17 protein-coding genes are annotated in these 19,370 nt (G+C 46.6%); 11 read left to right on the top strand and 6 right to left on the bottom strand.

Translation table 11 applies throughout. The features are described from left to right. Positions 1–52: 52 nt before the first annotated feature. Positions 53–811 (bottom strand): peptidoglycan editing factor PgeF, encoded by a 759-nt coding sequence (pgeF, locus tag MY523_RS00175; RefSeq protein WP_250656796.1) that lies wholly within the window; start codon positions 809–811, stop codon positions 53–55. 3 nt (positions 812–814) lie between these two features. Then, complete coding sequence (rluD, locus tag MY523_RS00170; protein ID WP_250656795.1) at positions 815–1,771, bottom strand: 23S rRNA pseudouridine(1911/1915/1917) synthase RluD; 957 nt, start codon at positions 1,769–1,771, stop codon at positions 815–817. Between the two features lie 319 nt (positions 1,772–2,090). Here rluD and MY523_RS00165 point away from each other — a divergent pair, with 319 nt between their 5' ends. After that, the gene (locus tag MY523_RS00165; protein WP_250656794.1) at positions 2,091–2,915 is read left to right on the top strand and encodes an outer membrane protein assembly factor BamD; all 825 of its coding nucleotides are present in this window, start codon (positions 2,091–2,093) and stop codon (positions 2,913–2,915) included. Between the two features lie 85 nt (positions 2,916–3,000). Here the strand turns inward: MY523_RS00165 and MY523_RS00160 are convergent, their stop codons facing one another. Next, a complete protein-coding gene (locus tag MY523_RS00160) occupies positions 3,001–4,629 on the bottom strand; it encodes an NAD+ synthase (protein ID WP_250656793.1) in 1,629 nt (542 codons plus the stop codon). Between the two features lie 141 nt (positions 4,630–4,770). Here MY523_RS00160 and MY523_RS00155 point away from each other — a divergent pair, with 141 nt between their 5' ends. Together MY523_RS00155 and MY523_RS00150 are read left to right on the top strand one after the other, a co-directional pair. Beyond that, positions 4,771–6,393, top strand: a complete 1,623-nt coding sequence (locus tag MY523_RS00155) for a sensor histidine kinase (RefSeq protein ID WP_250656792.1) — start codon at positions 4,771–4,773, stop codon at positions 6,391–6,393. Positions 6,394–6,405: 12 nt separating this feature from the next. Beyond that, positions 6,406–7,767, top strand: coding sequence for a sigma-54-dependent transcriptional regulator (locus MY523_RS00150; protein WP_250656791.1), 1,362 nt, complete (start codon positions 6,406–6,408; stop codon positions 7,765–7,767). Between the two features lie 43 nt (positions 7,768–7,810). On the opposite strand, the gene thiO is transcribed toward MY523_RS00150, so the two are convergent. Beyond that, positions 7,811–8,917 carry a glycine oxidase ThiO gene (gene thiO, locus MY523_RS00145; protein ID WP_250656790.1) on the bottom strand — a complete coding sequence of 369 codons (1,107 nt, stop codon included), beginning with the start codon at positions 8,915–8,917 and terminating at the stop codon, positions 7,811–7,813. A gap of 97 nt (positions 8,918–9,014) precedes the next feature. Here thiO and MY523_RS00140 point away from each other — a divergent pair, with 97 nt between their 5' ends. From MY523_RS00140 to MY523_RS00115, 6 genes are all read left to right on the top strand, one after another. Beyond that, on the top strand, positions 9,015–9,548 hold the full coding sequence (locus MY523_RS00140; RefSeq protein WP_250656789.1) for a GspH/FimT family pseudopilin: 534 nt from the start codon (positions 9,015–9,017) through the stop codon (positions 9,546–9,548). 115 nt (positions 9,549–9,663) lie between these two features. Continuing rightward, the gene (locus MY523_RS00135) at positions 9,664–10,224 is read left to right on the top strand and encodes a GspH/FimT family pseudopilin (RefSeq protein WP_250656788.1); all 561 of its coding nucleotides are present in this window, start codon (positions 9,664–9,666) and stop codon (positions 10,222–10,224) included. Between the two features lie 12 nt (positions 10,225–10,236). After that, the gene (gene pilV, locus MY523_RS00130) at positions 10,237–10,800 is read left to right on the top strand and encodes a type IV pilus modification protein PilV (protein ID WP_250656787.1); all 564 of its coding nucleotides are present in this window, start codon (positions 10,237–10,239) and stop codon (positions 10,798–10,800) included. Positions 10,801–10,824: 24 nt separating this feature from the next. Then, positions 10,825–11,586, top strand: coding sequence for a PilW family protein (locus MY523_RS00125; protein WP_250656786.1), 762 nt, complete (start codon positions 10,825–10,827; stop codon positions 11,584–11,586). 11 nt (positions 11,587–11,597) lie between these two features. Beyond that, the gene (locus MY523_RS00120; protein WP_250656785.1) at positions 11,598–12,197 is read left to right on the top strand and encodes a pilus assembly PilX family protein; all 600 of its coding nucleotides are present in this window, start codon (positions 11,598–11,600) and stop codon (positions 12,195–12,197) included. A 23-nt stretch (positions 12,198–12,220) separates the two neighbouring features. After that, positions 12,221–15,979 carry a pilus assembly protein gene (locus tag MY523_RS00115; RefSeq protein WP_250656784.1) on the top strand — a complete coding sequence of 1,253 codons (3,759 nt, stop codon included), beginning with the start codon at positions 12,221–12,223 and terminating at the stop codon, positions 15,977–15,979. Between the two features lie 378 nt (positions 15,980–16,357). Here the strand turns inward: MY523_RS00115 and MY523_RS00110 are convergent, their stop codons facing one another. Next, positions 16,358–17,374 (bottom strand): IS110 family RNA-guided transposase, encoded by a 1,017-nt coding sequence (locus MY523_RS00110; protein WP_250654847.1) that lies wholly within the window; start codon positions 17,372–17,374, stop codon positions 16,358–16,360. A gap of 209 nt (positions 17,375–17,583) precedes the next feature. Here MY523_RS00110 and MY523_RS00105 point away from each other — a divergent pair, with 209 nt between their 5' ends. Continuing rightward, the gene (locus tag MY523_RS00105) at positions 17,584–17,895 is read left to right on the top strand and encodes a PilY2 family type 4a fimbrial biogenesis protein (RefSeq protein WP_250656783.1); all 312 of its coding nucleotides are present in this window, start codon (positions 17,584–17,586) and stop codon (positions 17,893–17,895) included. 35 nt (positions 17,896–17,930) lie between these two features. Next, positions 17,931–18,362, top strand: coding sequence for a type IV pilin protein (locus MY523_RS00095; protein ID WP_275975282.1), 432 nt, complete (start codon positions 17,931–17,933; stop codon positions 18,360–18,362). A 44-nt stretch (positions 18,363–18,406) separates the two neighbouring features. On the opposite strand, the gene ispH is transcribed toward MY523_RS00095, so the two are convergent. After that, entirely contained in the window at positions 18,407–19,357 is a 951-nt protein-coding gene (ispH, locus tag MY523_RS00090) for a 4-hydroxy-3-methylbut-2-enyl diphosphate reductase (protein WP_250656782.1), read from the bottom strand. Positions 19,358–19,370: the final 13 nt, after the last annotated feature.

Below are 19,370 nucleotides of genomic sequence, written 5' to 3'. Positions count from 1 at the left end.
GCGGTGGGGATTAATGAACATTAACTACTATGTAGGGACTGAACGGGGAGTTTCAAGTCATCCAGATCAATGATGCCATCCGGCCGGTAACACCATTACGTCGGTAGGAATAGAACTGAGTGGCATTGGTTAAGGTGCAATGACCACCGCCATAAATGTCGCTGATGCCCTGCGACCATAACCGAATACGCGCTAGAGAATAAAGATCGGCCAGCCACTTTCCATCTTGCCCCTCAATTGGCGAAAAGGCTTTGTGGGTTGCTTCGGCATATCCACATGAAGCTGATGTGAACGCATCAACCACGTCCTGCCCCACCTCAAACGCCGACGGCCCAATAGCAGGCCCAAGCCACGCGGTAACGGTTGATGATTGCCGAAAAGTGGAAAGCGTTGCTTCAATCACCCCGGAGCAAAGACTCCGCCACCCGGCATGTATGGCCGCAACCTGCTTGCCCTGTTTGTCAGAAAGCAAGACCGGCAAACAGTCTGCCGTCATAATCACACAGGCGGTCTCTCGAACTCTCGCGAAGCTTGCATCTGCCTCTCTCACTATACCGTCAACTTGAGCTTCACAAACACGGTTACCGTGCACTTGGTTTAACCACTGCAGGCTATTTTGTGACAAGCCGCACTGCGCTGCCAGCTTGCTTCTATTTTGCTGAACATGATTAGGTGAATCACCCACATGTGTCCCTAAATTAAATGAATCAAATGGGGGAAGGCTTTGTCCTCCAAGACGTGTTGTGCAGAGCGCCCGTACATTTTCAGGCAATGGCCACTCTGGCACAATAAACGACTCATCAAGAGTCATCTATCACGCCTCAGTTTGATGCTGTTTAAGCATCGTTAACAGGTGCGTCATATCTTCGGGAAGGTCGATTTCCCAGGATAGTTCTTCCCCGCTCTCAGGGTGAGTCAGCGTAAGCTTTTTAGCATGAAGCGCCTGCCGATTAAAATTACGAATGGTGTCTGCCACCTCTTCTGACGCACCAGCAGGCATGCGCAAGCGCCCGCCATACACAGGGTCTCCGACTAACGGATAATGCAAGTGAGTCATATGGACACGAATTTGGTGCGTCCGCCCGGTTTCAAGCTTAAGTCGAATATGGGTGTGGGCGTCAAACCGTTCTATAAGACGGTAATGGGTTACTGCAGGTTTGCCAAAAGGGTGAACGGCCATTTTAATCCTGTTTTGAGGGTGTCTGGCCATGGCTTGATCAACGCATCCACCGCCAGTCATTACACCGGTCACCACAGCCTCATACTCCCGCCCCATTGTCCGGGTCTGCAACTGATCAACCAAAGAGGTGTGGGCAACCAAAGATTTGGCCACCACCATTAACCCGGTGGTATCTTTATCTAGGCGATGAACTATACCCGCACGCGGCAGCTTGGCGATGTCCGGGTAATGGTGCAGTAGCGCATTCACCAAGGTGCCGGATGCGTGCCCTGCTGCCGGATGCACCACCAAGCCTGCTGGCTTGTTAAGTACAATGATATGTTCATCTTCATAAATAATATCTAATGCAATATCTTCTGCTTCCCAGCGCTCCTGAGAATCAATTTCAGCATGAACACTGATAACGTCATCAGATGCGACTTTATCCCTGGGTCTCACGACATCCCCATTGACTTTAACAGCCCCAGATTTAATCCACCCCTGAATTCGAGAACGCGAGTGCTCCGGCATCAGTTCGGCTAGTGCGCGATCAAGCCGCTGCTCGCCTAAGGATAAAGGGATAATAAAATCTGCTTCAATAACGTCTGACATTAAGCGTCCTAATTTAATTGATACAAAAACTACGTGCAAAAAACACATTACCGAGACAAGCACTTTATCGACACATCAAACAACATCGACACATCAAACAAAGGCTGACGACATAACCGCCATTTTAGCGGTGAAGCAGACTTTTTCATACCCCGAACCAAAACCGTTTTTGGCTAACAAGCGACACAACACCTATTCCAAATGCTGTAGTTATGAAATAATAGCTCGCTTAAATAGCTACATGCAGCCCTGAGCGGGAATAAAACAGAAATGCTCAGAGGCCATGTTAACGTATTACATTTATGGACACCTGATATTAATGCGATTTATCTCCCGCCTTGCGCTAGCCGCTTCACTTATTTTACTGGGCGCCTGTGCATCAACACCTGAGCCCGAGCTGACCGAAAAAGAGTACTATGACGAAGCAAAGGCAGCCATCAAAGCAAAAAACTTCTCCCTTGCTGCCAAAAATTTGGAAGCACTGGAAACACGATACCCCTTTGGGCGCTACGCAGAGCAAGCTCAACTGGATTTGATTTACGCACGATATAATAACCTTGACCTGGAAGGCTCAAGAGCAGCAGCAGACCGCTTTATTCGGCTCCACCCTCAAAGCCCTCACGTAGATTATGCTTATTACATTCGTGGAATGGCGTCTTACAATCTTGATATTGGTTTAGCAACGCAATACTTCCCGGCAGTTGATGTAACATCAAGAGATCCGGGTGAAATGAGGAAAGCCTTCGATGATTTCTCTCAGCTTCTAACTCGATACCCTGAAAGCAAATATGCCTCAGATGCAGAGCAAAGAATGATTGAGATCAGGAATCGCTTATCTGAATACGAACTGCATGCAGCCCGTTATTACCTGAAAAGAGAGGCCTATATTGCCGCCGCCAACCGAGCGAGCCACATCATAAAAAAGTACCCCAACACGTCAGCGGTTGAACCTGCTCTTACAATCATGGTAGAGGTTTATCGATTGCTGGGGATGGATAGCCAAGCTGATGACGCGCTTGCGGTATTAGCTGCAAACTTTCCTGACAGCAAGTCCTTTGATAAAAACATGAGGTTTAAGCCCAGCGAGATAAAGAAACAGCAGCGCTCCTTGCTAGGGGTTGTCACATTTGGCTTATTTGAATAACCAGACCAAATAACACAAGCAGCGGCCATAAACCCGAATGGCCGCCTGCCTTTGCTTCCAGTTTACCTTTAATTCAGACTAACAATTACTCCCCAGCCTTCCAGCCGGAAGTAATCGGATACCGCCTATCCTTACCAAAGCCACGCTCTGTAATCCTGACACCTATCGGTGCCTGTCTGCGCTTGTACTCATTAATATCAACAAGCCTGATCACTCGTTCAACAACCTCTCGCTCATAACCCTCGGCAACAATGGCATCCGCACTGTAATCACATTCAACATACAAGTATAAAATATGGTCTAACTCATCGTAGGAAGGCAAGCTGTCCTGATCGACTTGATCAGGCGCCAATTCTGCTGAAGGCGGCCGCTCAATAACTCTTTCCGGAATGACCGGGGAAATAGTATTCCTGTATCGAGCCAACTTATAAACCAGTGTTTTTGGCACATCCTTAAGCACATCAAACCCACCAGCCATATCACCGTACAACGTTGAGTACCCTACCGCCATCTCACTCTTGTTTCCTGTCGTCAACACTAGCGAGCCGAACTTGTTTGAGAGGCTCATTAGCAATACACCTCTGCAACGAGCTTGAAGGTTTTCTTCGGTGGTATCAGGAGCCAAGCCGCTAAATGGTTCGCTGAGTGTTTTCATAAATGCATCGTACATGGGCTCTATGGAGTATACATCGTACTTAACACCCAGCAAGGCCGCTTCTTCCTGAGCATCTTCAATGCTCATATTAGAGGTGTACTTAAAAGGCATCATCACTGCGTGGGCTCGATCTTTACCTATCGCATCAACCGCTACAGCTAACGTTACAGCTGAATCAATCCCTCCCGATAGCCCCAGCACAATCGATTTAAAACCGTTTTTATTAACGTAATCTCTAACACCCAATACCAATGCGCTATAGACTCGTTCCTCTAAACTCAGTTCAGGGTGAAGTACCTGTGGGATTGGTTGGCAGCCCTTTTCACATTCAAAATCGACAGGATAGAGACCTGACTTGTATTCTGGCGCATTCACCACGCACTTGCCAGTACGGTCTACCACCATTGACCCGCCATCAAAGACCAGCTCATCCTGACCACCGATTAAGTTAACGTAAACAATTGGGGTGTTGTGGTCACGCGCCTGGCGGCAAAGCAACTCTTTACGCTGCCCCAGTTTATTTTCATGAAACGGAGACGCATTCAGGTTAAGTATCAGCTCAACACCTTGATCAGCTAGCTGCTTAACCGGGCCCTGCTGCCAGATATCTTCACAAACCGTTAAACCTATTTTAATTCCCTTGAAGTCTACGACGCCCGGTGTTGTACCAGCCTCAAAATAGCGCTTTTCATCAAAGACCTGATAGTTGGGCAGGCACTGCTTGCGATAAAGCTGAACAACCTCTCCCTCAGCCACAAACCCGGCAACATTATAGAGCCCCCCTTCTTCTCGCCAGGGGTAACCAATAACAACGGCAACCTCCTTGGCCGCGTGTTTGATATCGTTAATGGCTTTTTCAACCCTTAACTGAAGGCTCGGCCTCAACAGAAGGTCTTCGGGCGGATACCCGGTCAGCGTCAGTTCAGGAAAAACGATAATATCGGCTTGATGTAAACGACTGGCTTGATCAATGGCTTCAATAGCCTTCAAGGTATTTCCTGGTATATCCCCAACGAGAAAATCGAGTTGAGCCATCACCACACGTAACTGACCGGACATAGATACCCACACACTTCTGTCACAAATTTGATAATAACCACACAGGCTCTCTGTATGGCAAGGAATGAGGTATTATACTGAATCTAACCCATGGTAACGAATAGAATAACACCAACATCAAGAAAACTTCTGGAGTCAGGATTGGAATATACAGCACAGAGCCTTCGGCTTTTTCGCTTTTACAACCATTATCGAATTGTAGTGGGACTCATTCTTGTTGGTGCCGTTTTTTTTAATATCTCTTTCATCGACCCAGCACAGCAGAAGTCAGCACTCTATCAAATTACGACGATTTGTTACCTATCAATAAACATTTTTACTGCCTTTATTTTACTGGCGGGTTTCCACGCGACCTCCAAACACATCATCGCCTCAATTATCTTTGATATCATCATATTGCACATATTGATGTATGCCAGCACAGGCGTTCAGACCGGCCTTGGCAATCTTGTCGTTATTAGTGTCGCCGCTGGCAACATCCTGATAAGAGGCAGAGTCGGCACACTGTTCGCAGCACTCTCGGCATTAACGTCTCTTGGGATCGAACTTAATGAAGTCTTTAATTATGACGCCAAAGTAGATGGCGTAGTTCGCGCAGGACTACTCGGGATCATTTATTTTGCAGCGGCATTTCTGCTGCAAAATATCTCCAAACGCATCAGCCAGAGCGAAGAGCTTGCACAAGTTCGCGCCAAAAACATTATTGAACTTGAAAAACTCAACCATCAGATCATCCAACGAATGCAAACAGGTATTGTCGTTACAGACGAATACGGGAAAGTTCGTTTGCTCAACCAAGCTGCACTCTCACTGCTGAATGTTGATGATGAACGACAACTGCCTGAGCAATTGAAACAAAGACTGGATCTTTGGCGAGCAAGCCCGAACATCAGAACTGAACCATTTAAAATCCCAACCTCAGGAACCGTCCTGCAAGCCAACTTCACACAACTCAAAAAAGATACCGGCTCAGGAATCCTCATCTTTCTTGAAGACACCAGTAAAATTTCGCAACAAGCGCAACAAATGAAACTGGCCTCTCTGGGACGACTAACCGCGGGTATCGCCCATGAGATACGCAACCCGTTAGGGGCCATCAGCCATGCGGCTCAACTGTTAGCCGAGTCTGACTCTCTGTCTCCCGCAGACTCGAAGATGACAGACATCATTCAACGACACTCCGGCAGAGTAAACAGCATTGTCGAAAACATTTTACAGTTATCACGCCGCAAACAACCCGAGGCGATTGAGAACGACATTAACGAATGGCTTAGAAAGTTTATTCAAGACTATATACTGTCTCACAGCCCAACGCCGGAAATAACATTGCAGCTGGGCAGTGAATCCCCTATTGCGCGTTTTGACCCATCCCAGATAGAGCAAGTCGTTACCAACCTTGTCGACAATGGCCTGAGATACAGCGAGAAAGCGGTGGGTAAACCAACGCTTACGATTTGTAGTGGCATCAACAAGCGAAATGACCTAGCATTTATCGATGTGATAGATCAGGGGCCTGGCGTCGCTGAAGAGGATATTGAGCACCTTTTTGAGCCTTTTTTTACAACAGAGAGCAGCGGTACAGGGTTAGGTCTCTACCTCTCTCGTGAACTATGCGAAAGTAATCAGGCCCACCTCAATTATTACCCTGTTGAACAAGACTCGCATACCGAACGCCAGGAAACAAAAAGCGAGATAAACACAGACGGTGCAGTTACAGGTAGTCGTTTTCGAATCACCTTCGCACACCACAAACGAATTATTTAGCGACCAGATATAATGACGATTAAAACAGCCCTTATTGTTGATGACGAACCCGATATTCGAGAGCTTCTGGAAATCACCTTGATGAGGATGGGTATCGACACCTGTACAGCCGAAAACCTGACCAAGGCAAAAGCACTTTTAGAGCAGCATGAGTTCAATCTCTGCCTAACAGACATGAACCTTCCTGACGGCAACGGCATCGACCTGGTGTGCCATATACAGCAGTTTTATCCTCAGATACCTGTTGCGGTCATTACAGCATACGGCAGCGTGGAAACCGCAATATCATCCTTAAAATCAGGGGCGTTTGACTTTGTATCAAAGCCAGTAGACCTTGCCCGATTAAGAGAACTGGTTAGTTCAGCGCTAAAACTGACCGAAGAGAAAAAGGCTAGCAAAGAGATTGTCGAGACCGGAAACCTCTTGCTCGGCGAGTCTCCTGAAATGGAGCGATTGAGAAAACAGATCCGCAAGCTGGCGCGTAGTCAGGCCCCAGTCTATATCAGCGGCGAGTCAGGCAGTGGCAAGGAGTTGGTTGCACGCATGATGCACCTGCAGGGGCCGCGCTCTGAAGCTCCGTTCGTCCCGGTGAACTGTGGAGCCATTCCCAGCGAGCTAATGGAAAGCGAGTTTTTTGGGCATAAAAAAGGGAGCTTTAGCGGTGCTGTAGAAAACAAAGAAGGCCTCTTTCAAGCGGCGAATGGAGGCACACTATTTCTCGATGAAGTCGCCGACTTGCCGATTGGTATGCAGGTAAAACTGCTTAGGGCAATACAGGAAAAAGCGATACGTGCAGTTGGCGATCAGAAAGAAGTCTCCGTCGATGTCAGGATACTCAGCGCCACGCACAAAAATTTGGCCGAGCTTGTTGAAGCAGGAGATTTCCGGCAAGACCTTTACTATAGAATCAACGTCATTGAACTTGATGTCCCAAAACTAAGAGAGCGCAAAGGAGATATCCCCCTACTTGCCAACCATATTCTGCAACGAATTGCTGAAGAGTGTGACGTACATGATGCAAAGATTAGTGAAGAGGCGATGAAATGCCTAGAAAACTATCACTTCCCAGGCAACGTACGCGAGCTCGAAAACATCATTGAGCGGGCCTTTACCCTATGCGAAGATGACATTATAGAAGTGACCGACCTTCAGCTTCGCCCTGCAAATAAAGCCGACAATGCAATCGACTTTTCGGACAATACGATACAAAGAGACGAAGAAACCTCTTTGGAGGATTACCTCGAAGGCATTGAAAGAAAAACGATCGAACAGGCTTTAGAAGAGACACGCTGGAACAAAACCGCCGCAGCCAAAAAGCTTGGCATTACATTTCGCGCCCTGCGTTACCGCTTAAAGAAGTTAGATATGGAGTAGCTATATAAAGAACACTTTAGCCTTGCATGCCAGGCTACAAACCCTAAGCGACTTCAGAGCTGACCAACCTTTTCGTTAACCCGTAAGGCTCTGGATCAACAGGTGAATCCTGCCCCAACAACAAAGAAGTCATCACCCGAACCGAAGCAGGCGCTAACACCAAACCATTTCTAAAGTGCCCGGCACTTACAAACAGGTTTTCAATATCGGGCACCTCACCAATAAATGGCACACCATCTGGTGCGCCAGGCCTTAAACCGGCCCAATGATGCTCGATTGGGGTGTTCGCCAATGCCGGAAACATATCAATGGCAATATCTGCCAGAAGCTGCTTTGCGGGTTCAGTCGTTTGTTTGTCATACCCAACATACTCCAGCGTGCTACCCGCGAGGATGCGCCCATCTCTTCTGGGAATAACATATTTACCGTCACACAGCACCACACGATTCACAACCCCGGGTTTTGCCTTGAAAAGAATCATCTGCCCTCTTACAGGCTCTACGGGCAACTTAACCCCTATTGAACCAAGCAAATCACCTGACCAGGCACCAGCTGCTATCACCACCTTATCGGCTCTAACTTCTCGCCCCTCAACCTTAACTCCAACAACCTTTCCTGACCGGCTTATCAGCTCTGTAACAGTCGACCCTTCAAGAATCGTCACCAAAGGCTCACGCTGAATGCTTTTATATAACGCTCGCACCAATCTGGGATTGCGAATACTGCCGACCTGAGGCATCCAGAGGGCGCTGCAAACTCCTTCTCTTAGATTCGGTTCGAGCTTATAGATTTCATTTTTCTCAATCTGTTCTGCCCAGCTTTTATGGGTAGCAGCCCACTCAAGCGCCTTTGCCTGGTCATCTACAGACAACATCATAAGACCATGCCTAGTCAACTCAGGGTCAACCCCACTCTCAGCCTCCAGAGACTCAGCCAAATTGCCATAATAACCTTGAGACCACGATGCGAGCGCCGTAACGGGCTCCGAGTAACGCCATGGGTAAAGAGGAGATACAATCCCCCCCCCAGCCCAGCTCGACTCCTGCCCGCAAAGCCCCTTTTCAATGAGCGTAACTTCAACCCCGGCCTGAGCAAGCTCCCGTGCCTGCATCATGCCGATAGCGCCGCCGCCGATAATGATTGTTTTCAACTGACCACCCAATTCAACTAGAGCGAAAAAGTTGAGTGTATTACAATAGCCATTGCTCAGGAAGAGCATTCAACCAAGACAGATAAAAAGGATTTTTATGTCTACTTCAAAACTGCAGGGGTTCACCCTGCTCGAACTAGTTATTGTGCTAGCCACTCTAGCAATTTTAGCATCGCTTGCAGTGCCAAACTTTACGGTGTTCCTTGAAAGAAATGCCTCCGAAAGCGATATTAACCTCATTAAAAAGTTGATCTACCACGCTAGAAGCAGCGCAATCGATAGCGGGCAACACGTCACACTCTGCGTACTTGATGATAAACAAAAATGCGACAAACGATCTGATTGGCGCGGAAAGGTTACAGAATTCCTGGATCCCAACAGAAATGGGATCGTTGATAATAACGAACGCATACTCCAGGAGACAATAGCCGGAAGACATGCGTCCTCTATAAAGTGGCGGTCTTTCAACCGCCGCGGCTATCTACAATTCTCGCCCTTTGGCCTATCAACAACCAGCAATGGTACATTTACTTACTGCTCCCAATCGAACATAGCTAGACACCAATTGGTTCTAAACCGTCAAGGCCGTTTGAGAAAACGTGAACCAATAGGCAAGAATTCGACCTGTTAAACCACTCAGTACGCTAATTTGACCACTCATCACTTGCCAGTAGATGCATTCCAGCGCATAGATTAGATTACAGTTAACAAAATGTAATCTAATTGGCATCTTGATGAATATAACTATGAACAGACAAGCTACAGGTTTTACGCTAGTAGAACTGATGGTCACTTTAGCGGTAGCGGCAATTTTGCTGTCTATAGCCGTTCCATCATTTAGTTCGTTTATACAAAATAACCGCATTACCTCGGCAACAAACCACCTAGTTGCGCACCTGCAATATGCCCGCTCTGAAGCGGTATCAAAAGGGCTGGCAGTCAATTTAGCAAGAAATACAACATCTACTGCCAAAGACCTTTCAAAAGGCTGGACGATTTATACCGACGCAGGAAGCACCAATGGCAACACCGCATATAACGCCTCAGAAGACACGCTACTAAAATCTTTTGAAGGGTATGGAAGCAGCAATATCACTATAAACACTAATTCGGACGGTAATAACTGGATAGCATTTAGCAGTCGAGGACTCTTAGCAGAGGGAGCGGGAAAAAGTATAGTTATTGCAGTGTGCGACGACAGAGGCGTTACACAAGGCCGCCTAATTACCATATCGCCTACCGGGCGCAGCAGGGTGACTGACTCCACGGATGCGACCACTCCGCTTACCACGTGCACTCCAACCTAGATGAGGTAAAGTATGAAACCGAATTATAGCGGCCACTTTAAGAAGCAAACCGGGGTTTCAATGATCGAAATACTCGTTTTGGTGATTATTATGTCAATTGGTTTACTTGGCATTGCAGGCCTTCAGGTGGCAGGTGTTCGTCAAACGACTAACTCAGGCATGCAGACTCAAGCCATGCTATTAGCTGACGACTTGATTGCAAGAATTCGTGCTAACAGAGAAGCCATAGTAGGGAGCGGTTCTCTTGTAGCATCCATGGCGAACTATGGCAAGAAAAATGGTGTTGCATTTCCTACAGCTGCAGAGGCCGCCTGCTCAACTTCATCAGGTTGCACACCTGCCCAAATGGCTACTACAGACCTTTTCAACTGGTCACAATTAGTACAAAACAGCTTGCCAGTTAATGCCGCACGCTTAAGCAACGACACCTACATATGCCTGGACTCTGACACCACTGACGCAACAGTTTGCGACGGACTGGGTTCCACTCTAGTAGTCCAAATTGGCTGGAATGAAACAAGCAGTACCGACAGCAGCAATAATATTCAACGATACCAGATGATATTCGAGCCTTAGTTCGAAAGATAAAGAGTACTGACTATGCAAACGATAACAAACACCTCAAACCGTCAGCATTATCAAACAGGTCTATCATTGGTAGAGCTGATGATTGCCATGGCGATTAGCGTTACCTTATTAGCGGGTATTACTCAAATCGTCATTGCGAATAAAGACGCTTACAGTTTTCAGCAATCACAATCAATAAACCAGGAAAACAGTCGATTCGCTTATTACTTTATTGACCAAATATTATCCAAGGCTGGCTACATAACCGCACCTCAGAATGCGCTTGATCAAGCATTTCCTGCCGCTGCTGCAACCGCCCAATGCGCTGCATTTTTATCAGGCCAGATCGTTGCAACTAGTTTAGAAGGAAATGGCGTGTGTATTCGCTACCAGCGCAATAATGCAGCGGAAGTAGACTGCGCAGGAAATCTCATTGCAACGGCTGACAGTTTTGTCACTCGGCTTTTCTTTTCAGCAGCCAACAATAGCCTAATGTGTGGCGCTCAAGGTGCTGCGGCAGTTGAACTAGTTGATAATATAGAAAGCATGCAATTCAGTTATAGAGTTAACACTAGTGGTACCAATCTTGCTACCCTAGCCACCCCATCCACAACACAGTGGAGAGATATTACCGCTATTCAAGCAAATGTATTAACGGCAAGCGAAGGCAACACATCAGACATAGCTCAGGTTTACCGGTTTCCTTTAAGTTCTGCGACGACCACAACAGCATCAGACCTTAGAGTTTATCGGTCGTCACTAAAAACCATAACGCTAAGAAACGCAGTTCTGTAAGAGGGCTTAACATGAGACAACTAACAAACATGAAGCAATCTGGCGCGGCATTGATTGTAGGCTTGATTATGCTCTTGGTGATGACCATGATCGGCATCGCGGGGATGAGCGAGACTATTATGGAAGACAAAATGCTCTTTAATTTCAGAGATAAAACCATCTCTCTAAATGCAGCAGACTCTGCGTTAAGAGCTAATGAGGCCTGGCTAGCGGATCAGGATATTAAACCCACCCCCCAGGTTTTGTCAAACTGTTCAACAATGCCTCTATGCGGGCAAACAGGCAACGTTGTATGGGATACCAACCAACTCCAGGCTACTTGGAGCGCGTTAACCTGGAGCAACTGGACAACTAATGCAGTTGAATATTCTGGTTCTGGGGCCTCCGGCAGTTCCATAGGTAACATCGCGGCTCAACCTCGATCTATTATCGAGTTTAGGAGCTTCAACGAACCAACCACTACATCATCTAAAGGAATAGCAACCAACCTAAATGCAGAACGATCAAGCCAAGGCATTGGCTGGCACTACTATAACTTTTACAGCGCCAGTCCAGGTTATCGCGCTGAAACCATGTCGGCAATAGAAACCACTTTTCAAAAGTGGTACTAATTCGAGCCTAGGATCAGGAGTATATGATGAAACGATATAATAGACTTTTCACAACAGCCATTTCATTTGCGCTGTCGCTAGGCACAAGTATTTCAGCCGTGCAGGCCGCCGAGCTTTCACTCAGCACTGTCCCCCTGTTTGTCAAAGACGGTGTTGACCCTAACCTCATCGTAACACTCGATGACTCAGGCAGTATGGCATTTGCTTATGTGCCGGACGCGCTAGGAGGAGAAGTCGATATTGATATTGATGGTGATGGCACGACAAACTACGGCTATTTCTTGCCTAAGTCACGCCAATTCAAGTCGTCTTCGCGAAACCCTATGTACTACGACCCCAATACGGTATACCTGGCTCCTAAGAAGGCGGATGGTTCAGCATATACCACATCATTTACGAAAGCGTGGAGAAACGGCTTTGTCCCGAATACCAGCGGCAACGGACTTAATCATTCCTCAAACTTCTTAGACTTATCGAACAATTATCATGTATCGGGGCGCACAAAGCCGTCAGGGAAAGGTAGTTTAGGCAGTGTAAAGTGGAGCAGCACCACTAGCAGTTCATGGAGAGCACCTCACCCATGGCAAGAGTTTGGTGACCATAACGGGACGACTGACGACCCTATAGTCAGTAAAAATAAACAAAGCTCAGGCGTACATGCTTATTACTATGTATATAACGAGAACAGCAATAATTGCAACAAAACCAAAGAGGATGATGATTGCTACGACTATGTAAAAGTTGATGATTATAACTCCACCAACAATAAACAAAATTTCGCTAACTGGTATTCGTTCTATCGCACCCGTGTATTAGCCACGGCCAGTGCCTCTAGCCTAGCCTTTCAAACGGTGTCTGAAGATGTGCGTGTCGCATGGCAAAATCTGCACAAATGCAATGGGTTTGATACAAGCTGCCGAGATTGGCGAAACAGTAGCAGCTATCAAGTTGACAGTAGAATAAGAACATTTACAGGAAACCATAAAACTGATTTTTTCCAGTGGCTACAATATGCCCCAGCCAGCGGAGGCACGCCTCTTCGAAACGCCATCGATAGAGCTGGCGACCTCATTAAAACAGATGATATAAATAGCCCTTACGCCAAAAACCCTGGGGTAACCAAAGACCCCATGTATGAGTGCCGAGGCTCGTTTCATATTGCGATGACAGACGGACTCTGGAATGGCAGCACACCAAGTGGTTACGGTGATTATGATAGCTCCGGAACTAAAGAAACCCCTGGAGGGTGCACGGGTAACGACTGCAAAAACGGATACAAAGCAAAATATCCGAAGAAAACCTATACACCTATGTCCCCGTTCAAAGACAATACGAAAGACAGCTCAGGCAACGCGGTAACGGTTTCAGATAGTGTTGCAGACATCATACTTAAACAGTGGATGGAAGACGCTCAACCCGATATTCCTGACCAAGTACCGACGTTTATCAAGGAGCCAAACGATGATGAGGATATAGAGTTCTGGAACCCTAAAAACGACCCTGCCGAATGGCAGCACATGACAACCTACACTGTTGGCTTTGGTTTAACTACGTCTCTTACAGATCCAAACTTCACAACCGAAGGTACTTTTGGCGGTGACTACGACGCCATTGTAGCGGGCACCAAATTTTGGCCTAAAGTTTCCGACAATAGCGCAAACAACCCTTACGATCTGTGGCATGGAGCCATCAATGGACGAGGTGAATTCTTCGGCGTTGATGACCCTAATAGCCTTGTTAGTGCCTTCCAAAGTATTATTGCAGGCATTCAAGAGCGTGACGCCTCTGCTGCGGCAGTTGCTCTAGACTCAGGTATCGCCAACGGTCTTGATTATGCCTACCATGCGCAGTTCTTCGCTAGTGACTGGTCTGGTGACCTTCGGGCATTTCAACTACTTCCGCCCTACTTTACCGCATCAAGCACTGTATCCTGGAGCGCGCAAGCTCAGCTTAACACGCGCACAGCAAGCCGTAATATAAAAATGGCTGACAGCAGTGGTGCATTAGTTGACTTTAAATACAGCAATATGACCGCATCCCAAAAAGCCTTAATGAGTATTGATGTTTCAGGCAACACTGACACTAAAGGCTCAGACAGAGTGGAGTTCATCCGTGGGGATAAATCAAAAGAAGGTTCTGATTTTCGTGATAGGGGTGGCAAGCTATTAGGCGATATTATTCACTCGTCACCTGTTTATGTGGGTCCGCCTACACGGTTCGGCTACGATGAGCTAGAAAATATAACCGTAGACCCTTATGCAACACCGGCCGTGATACCTGCCAATAGCTACCATCAGTTTAAGGCTACTCATGCAAGCAGAACCCCTCTAGTCTTTGTGGGCGCAAACGACGGCATGCTACATGCGTTCGATGCCACAACAGGCGATGAGACATTTGCATTCGTACCTACTGAGGTTATTCCAAAGTTACGCTTACTAACGAACAAAGGATATAGCCACCAGTATTATGTAGATGGCAGCAGCACCGTTGCTGATGTTTATGATGGCACTAAGTGGCGCACTATATTAGTGGGAACCCTTCGCAGTGGAGGAAAGTCTGTATTTGCTTTAGATGTGACAACCCCCAATAACATCCAATTACTCTGGGAGTTCACCGATGCTGATTTAGGATTTACATATAGTAAACCCGTTGTATCACGCCTGCACAATGGTAAATGGGGAGTACTTGTTGGAAATGGCTACAACAGCACTAACCAGAAAGCCGTTATGTATGTGCTTGATGCCGTTAGCGGTAGTGTAATAAAGAAAATGGACACTGGAGCAGGCTCATCAGCACAACCGAATGGTTTAGCCGTTCCTTCTCCTGTCGATATAAACGGAGATTTGATCATTGATTACGTCTACGCAGGAGACTTACACGGCAATGTCTGGCGCTTTGACCTTATTGACACATCACTAGACCCTGCAATACACGAAGACTCAGACCCCCTCGCTAAACGACCTAGAGAAAATGCTGCAGCCGACAAATGGTCCATAGGGTATGGCGGCACTCCCCTGTTCACCGCTAAGGACGATCTAACTCCTGCCACACCTCAACCCATTACAACAAACATCATTGCAACCCCTCATAGCTCAGGCACCGGAATCATCGTCATGTTTGGCACCGGAAAGTACCTGGAAGCTAGCGACGCAGCGGCAGATACCGCACATGTGCAAAGTTATTACGGTATTTGGGATCGTTATATACTCGGTGAGCAAACAACATCGAGTACTTTGACAACGATTACCCGCTCTAACCTACACAAACAATCAATGAAAGCAGCCGTAACAGAGGACTACACTTATACCGAATATGACGCAAGCGGCAATGCAACGGGTACAGTAAGCACTTCAAGCACAACAAGAGAAGTGACTCAAGATGATGTTGCTTGGTTTGATTACTCTACCAGCCCTGCCACATTAAATAAGCAGGGCTGGTACATTGATTTTATAGAAGGCACGACTGACCGGGGTGAGCTCCTCGCGACAGACTCTGTATTGGTGGGAGGGCAGGCCGTTTTTGCCACAACAATTCCAAATGCCAACCCATGTGATGCAGGCGTTGACCGCTGGGTCTGGGCGCTTGATGCTCAGACAGGCGGGCGTACTAATGTACCCGCTTTCGACTTAAATAACGATAACCAGATTAACGAGCTTGATAAGGACTCTGACAAAGTGGTTAATAGCTCTTATGAAACGGAAGGATTTGGAGCAGTTTCTGCAGTTGGTGATCGTATCTACCTAAACATGGAAAAAACTATCGAGTCACCCATAAGTCGCTAGTTTGTCAATAGCACGAGTTTGAACGAAGCGCGTCGTGGCACCCATGCCTAAATATAAACTGTTTTGGCTGTCATGAAGTACACCTGATTTTAGTTGTGTTGTGCTACTTCAAAATGAAGTGCTTCAGTCACCCATCAGGATCAAGGCTAAACGGCTGAGCCCCATAACGCGCAAAGCCGCTTACCCCTGGTATATTCATACCCCATTAAATAATCAGTACCCCTGCATAGCTAATTGGTACAGAGTTAAAGACTCGAAGTCAGTCTCCGGAGAGCTTATGCAGAGGGCACTCCATTAAACCAAATTAGGTTCAGGCGAAGGATATTCAGAGCCCTAGGTTAACCATACCCCTTTTGATCTCATCGCCTGAAAAGCTGTTTAACCAAATGCGAGTTTAATATCAAACATCGTTTTCTCCTTGAGCATGTGATAACACGCTCTCGTTAATTTATTGGCTATCGCTTTCTTGGCAACCATTGTTGGTGATTTCTTCAGCCTGCGTTGATAGGCTCGTTTTATATCAGTATTCCAGATAGATGCATAATGTGCTGCTTCAACAAAAGCCATTGCTAAATATCTATTTCCGTTCTTCGTATTTCCTTTCCCTTTTGATTTACCATTGCTGACCTTATCGGAAGGCACACAACGAGCATAAGATGAATAATTTCCAACACGAGGAAAACGCTCAATTGGTCCAGTCTCAAGCAAAATGGTCATCGCCAGTATTTTTCCAACGCCAGGGATACTAAGTAGAATTGAATACAATTCCCCTTGCTGGCATTCTCTGAGAACAAAATTTTCTATCGTAGTAATTTGCTGAGAGAGTTTTTTCATCATATGCCACTCAGTCAACGCAGTTAGTTGCGCTGCGCTTGTTGAAAAGTGAGCTTTCAGTTCTGCTTCTGTAAGATGTTTTATCTTATTCGCATTAAGCCTCTCACCTGTGTGCCGGTTAATCATGCTTTGTAAACTAAGGTGATGAGCGGTTCGTTGCTTAACCAGCAAGAGCCTTCTCCTTAGTAGATCGCGAATAGCACGTAAAGCTTTAGGGTAAATATATCCCGTAGGAAGTATGCCTAATCTTAGTAGGTGAGCTAAATAACGCGCATCCGTTAAATCATTCGTGTATTTCAATCCGCTGTATTGTTGAATGGCAAGCGTATTAGCTAGATGAACTGGATAGCCTTCATCCATTAGACCATCAACAAGCCAATACCAATTGTATGTCGATTCAACAACTATTCCGAAAATGTCTGATTGGTAGGGTGCTAGTAGTTTAGAGATATCATTGAGATCATTATCTAAACGCTTTTCTTGAACAATAGTATCGTTATCGTTGATTAACGATACAACGCTATTGTTGCTATGAAGATCGATTCCGCAGTAAAGTTGCATAAGCCGTCTCCTTTGTTGAGTGTAAGCCCTCTCGAGTATACCTCTGGATGCCTCGGCGAGGGAGGCGACTTATGATTTTCAGAGTTACTCGGAATTGATGGTAACAATCAGCGCAGAACCTGGCGAGTAATGGAATAAAAGTCACATCCAAATAAACTGAAGCAAGCTTATTTGGTCGCTTGCTTCAGATAAACAACCGGGAGAGCAATATGCTAAACAAAATCACCCAACGCCTTATTCAGGGCTTAATGCTTGCCTTTATTACATTGGGAGTCGCCCATGCAGAAGAAACATTTGAGACAGGTGGAACCATCACCAAAGTTGATAAAGCAGCACAAGTCATTTTTGTTGGTGACAGCAGGATGATGATAGATGACAAAGTGATCATCAGCTATGAAAACAAACACGGACACCTACTCAATATTGCAGAGGAAGGTATGCAAGTAAATATTTCAGGAAGAATAGAAAACAATGGGGTTTACACAATTACCTCCGCCTATATATACCCTAAATCCAAATAATGCCCTAAATCCAAATAGTAACAGGCAACTTAGCTATGCAAATTAACAAACAGAAAGGCTTCACTCTAATAGAGATCATAATAGTGATTGCCATTATCGGCATACTTGCGGCGATTGCCTTTCCGTCATACCAAGAGAGTGTGCGAAAGAGCAGAAGAGTCGAAGCGAAAAGCGTTATTCTCGAAGCAGCGGCAAGACAGGAAAAGTTTTTTAGTCAACAGTATGCCTACGCGACAACCATGAACTCAACCGCCACAGTGCCGGGCCTGGGCTATAATGCTAACCCGTTTATTACTGAAAGCGGTTTCTATAGCATTGCTATTACTACAACTGGCACACCAGCAAGCACATATACGCTCACAGCCTCTGCGATAGGAGCCCAAGCAGCAGACGATTGCAAGACGCTTAGTCTCACTAACACAGGCGTCAAAGGAGCAACAGGCGGCACTGTAGCGGAATGCTGGTAGTCTTTTTCGGTAAGCTATTTACGGATCGGATACCTTATCGAAAATTACACCTCTTGCGTGGGTATCCTCAACTCTTTAGGCATACTAAACACAATACTTTCTTCTCGGCCCGATATCTCTTCGGGCTTTTCGCCTCCCAAAGCTTGTAGACGCTCAACCACCTGCTTTACAAGCACATCTGGTGCGGAAGCACCTGCAGTGACCCCTACATTGGTCTTAGCCTCTAGCCACGCAGGGTCAATTCCTTCTTCATTATCAATCAAATATGCGGGGGTTCCCATACGTTCAGCCAGCTCTCTCAAGCGATTAGAGTTAGAGCTATTTGGAGAGCCTACAACCAGCATCAGATCACAATCAGCCGCCAACTGTTTCACCGCATCCTGGCGATTTTGAGTCGCATAGCAGATATCGTCTTTTCTAGGGCCTTCAATATCGGGGAACTTTTTGCGCAATGCATCAATCACTCTGGCGGCATCATCCATTGAAAGCGTAGTCTGGGTCACATAGGTTAGCCCAGCAGGGTTTTCCACAACAAGTTTATCGACATCACCTTCGTCTTCAACAAGATAGATATTCCCGCCGAAAGAGAAGTCATACTGGCCCATGGTCCCTTCAACTTCCGGGTGCCCTTGGTGCCCTATCAAGATACACTCTCGGCCATCACGACTATAGCGGCTAACCTCTAAATGCACCTTTGTAACTAGCGGGCAGGTCGCGTCAAACACTCTCAGTCCACGCGTTTTTGACTCTTCCTGAACGGCTTTTGAAACGCCATGAGCACTAAAAATAACCAAGGAGTCGTCTGGCACTTCCTCCAGCTCATCTACAAAAATGGCGCCCCGATCACGCAGATTGTCCACGACAAACTTGTTATGAACAACTTCATGGCGTACATAAACAGGCGCCCCAAACACATCAAGTGCCCGGTTAACGATTTCGATGGCTCTATCCACCCCGGCACAAAAGCCTCTAGGGTTTGCCAGACTAATTTTCATACGTGCTACCTAA

The sequence above is a fragment of the Alkalimarinus coralli genome (genome assembly GCF_023650515.1).
In the GTDB taxonomy this organism is placed as follows: domain Bacteria; phylum Pseudomonadota; class Gammaproteobacteria; order Pseudomonadales; family Oleiphilaceae; genus Alkalimarinus; species Alkalimarinus coralli.
This window is presented reverse-complemented; position numbering and strand designations above follow the sequence as displayed.

Excerpts from the sequence above, each read along its gene's own strand:
- MY523_RS00140 (WP_250656789.1), top strand. The coding sequence starts at position 9,015 with ATGTCTACTTCAAAACTGCAGGGGTTCACCCTGCTCGAACTAGTTATT.
- MY523_RS00135 (WP_250656788.1), top strand. The coding sequence starts at position 9,664 with ATGAACAGACAAGCTACAGGTTTTACGCTAGTAGAACTGATGGTCACT.
- MY523_RS00120 (WP_250656785.1), top strand. The coding sequence starts at position 11,598 with ATGAGACAACTAACAAACATGAAGCAATCTGGCGCGGCATTGATTGTA.
- MY523_RS00105 (WP_250656783.1), top strand. The coding sequence starts at position 17,584 with ATGCTAAACAAAATCACCCAACGCCTTATTCAGGGCTTAATGCTTGCC.
- rluD (WP_250656795.1), bottom strand. The coding sequence starts at position 1,771 with ATGTCAGACGTTATTGAAGCAGATTTTATTATCCCTTTATCCTTAGGC.
- MY523_RS00160 (WP_250656793.1), bottom strand. The coding sequence starts at position 4,629 with ATGTCCGGTCAGTTACGTGTGGTGATGGCTCAACTCGATTTTCTCGTT.
- pgeF (WP_250656796.1), bottom strand. The coding sequence starts at position 811 with ATGACTCTTGATGAGTCGTTTATTGTGCCAGAGTGGCCATTGCCTGAA.
- MY523_RS00110 (WP_250654847.1), bottom strand. The coding sequence starts at position 17,374 with ATGCAACTTTACTGCGGAATCGATCTTCATAGCAACAATAGCGTTGTA.
- ispH (WP_250656782.1), bottom strand. The coding sequence starts at position 19,357 with ATGAAAATTAGTCTGGCAAACCCTAGAGGCTTTTGTGCCGGGGTGGAT.
- MY523_RS00095 (WP_275975282.1), top strand. The coding sequence starts at position 17,931 with ATGCAAATTAACAAACAGAAAGGCTTCACTCTAATAGAGATCATAATA.
- pilV (WP_250656787.1), top strand. The coding sequence starts at position 10,237 with ATGAAACCGAATTATAGCGGCCACTTTAAGAAGCAAACCGGGGTTTCA.
- MY523_RS00125 (WP_250656786.1), top strand. The coding sequence starts at position 10,825 with ATGCAAACGATAACAAACACCTCAAACCGTCAGCATTATCAAACAGGT.
- MY523_RS00115 (WP_250656784.1), top strand. The coding sequence starts at position 12,221 with ATGATGAAACGATATAATAGACTTTTCACAACAGCCATTTCATTTGCG.
- MY523_RS00165 (WP_250656794.1), top strand. The coding sequence starts at position 2,091 with ATGCGATTTATCTCCCGCCTTGCGCTAGCCGCTTCACTTATTTTACTG.
- MY523_RS00150 (WP_250656791.1), top strand. The coding sequence starts at position 6,406 with ATGACGATTAAAACAGCCCTTATTGTTGATGACGAACCCGATATTCGA.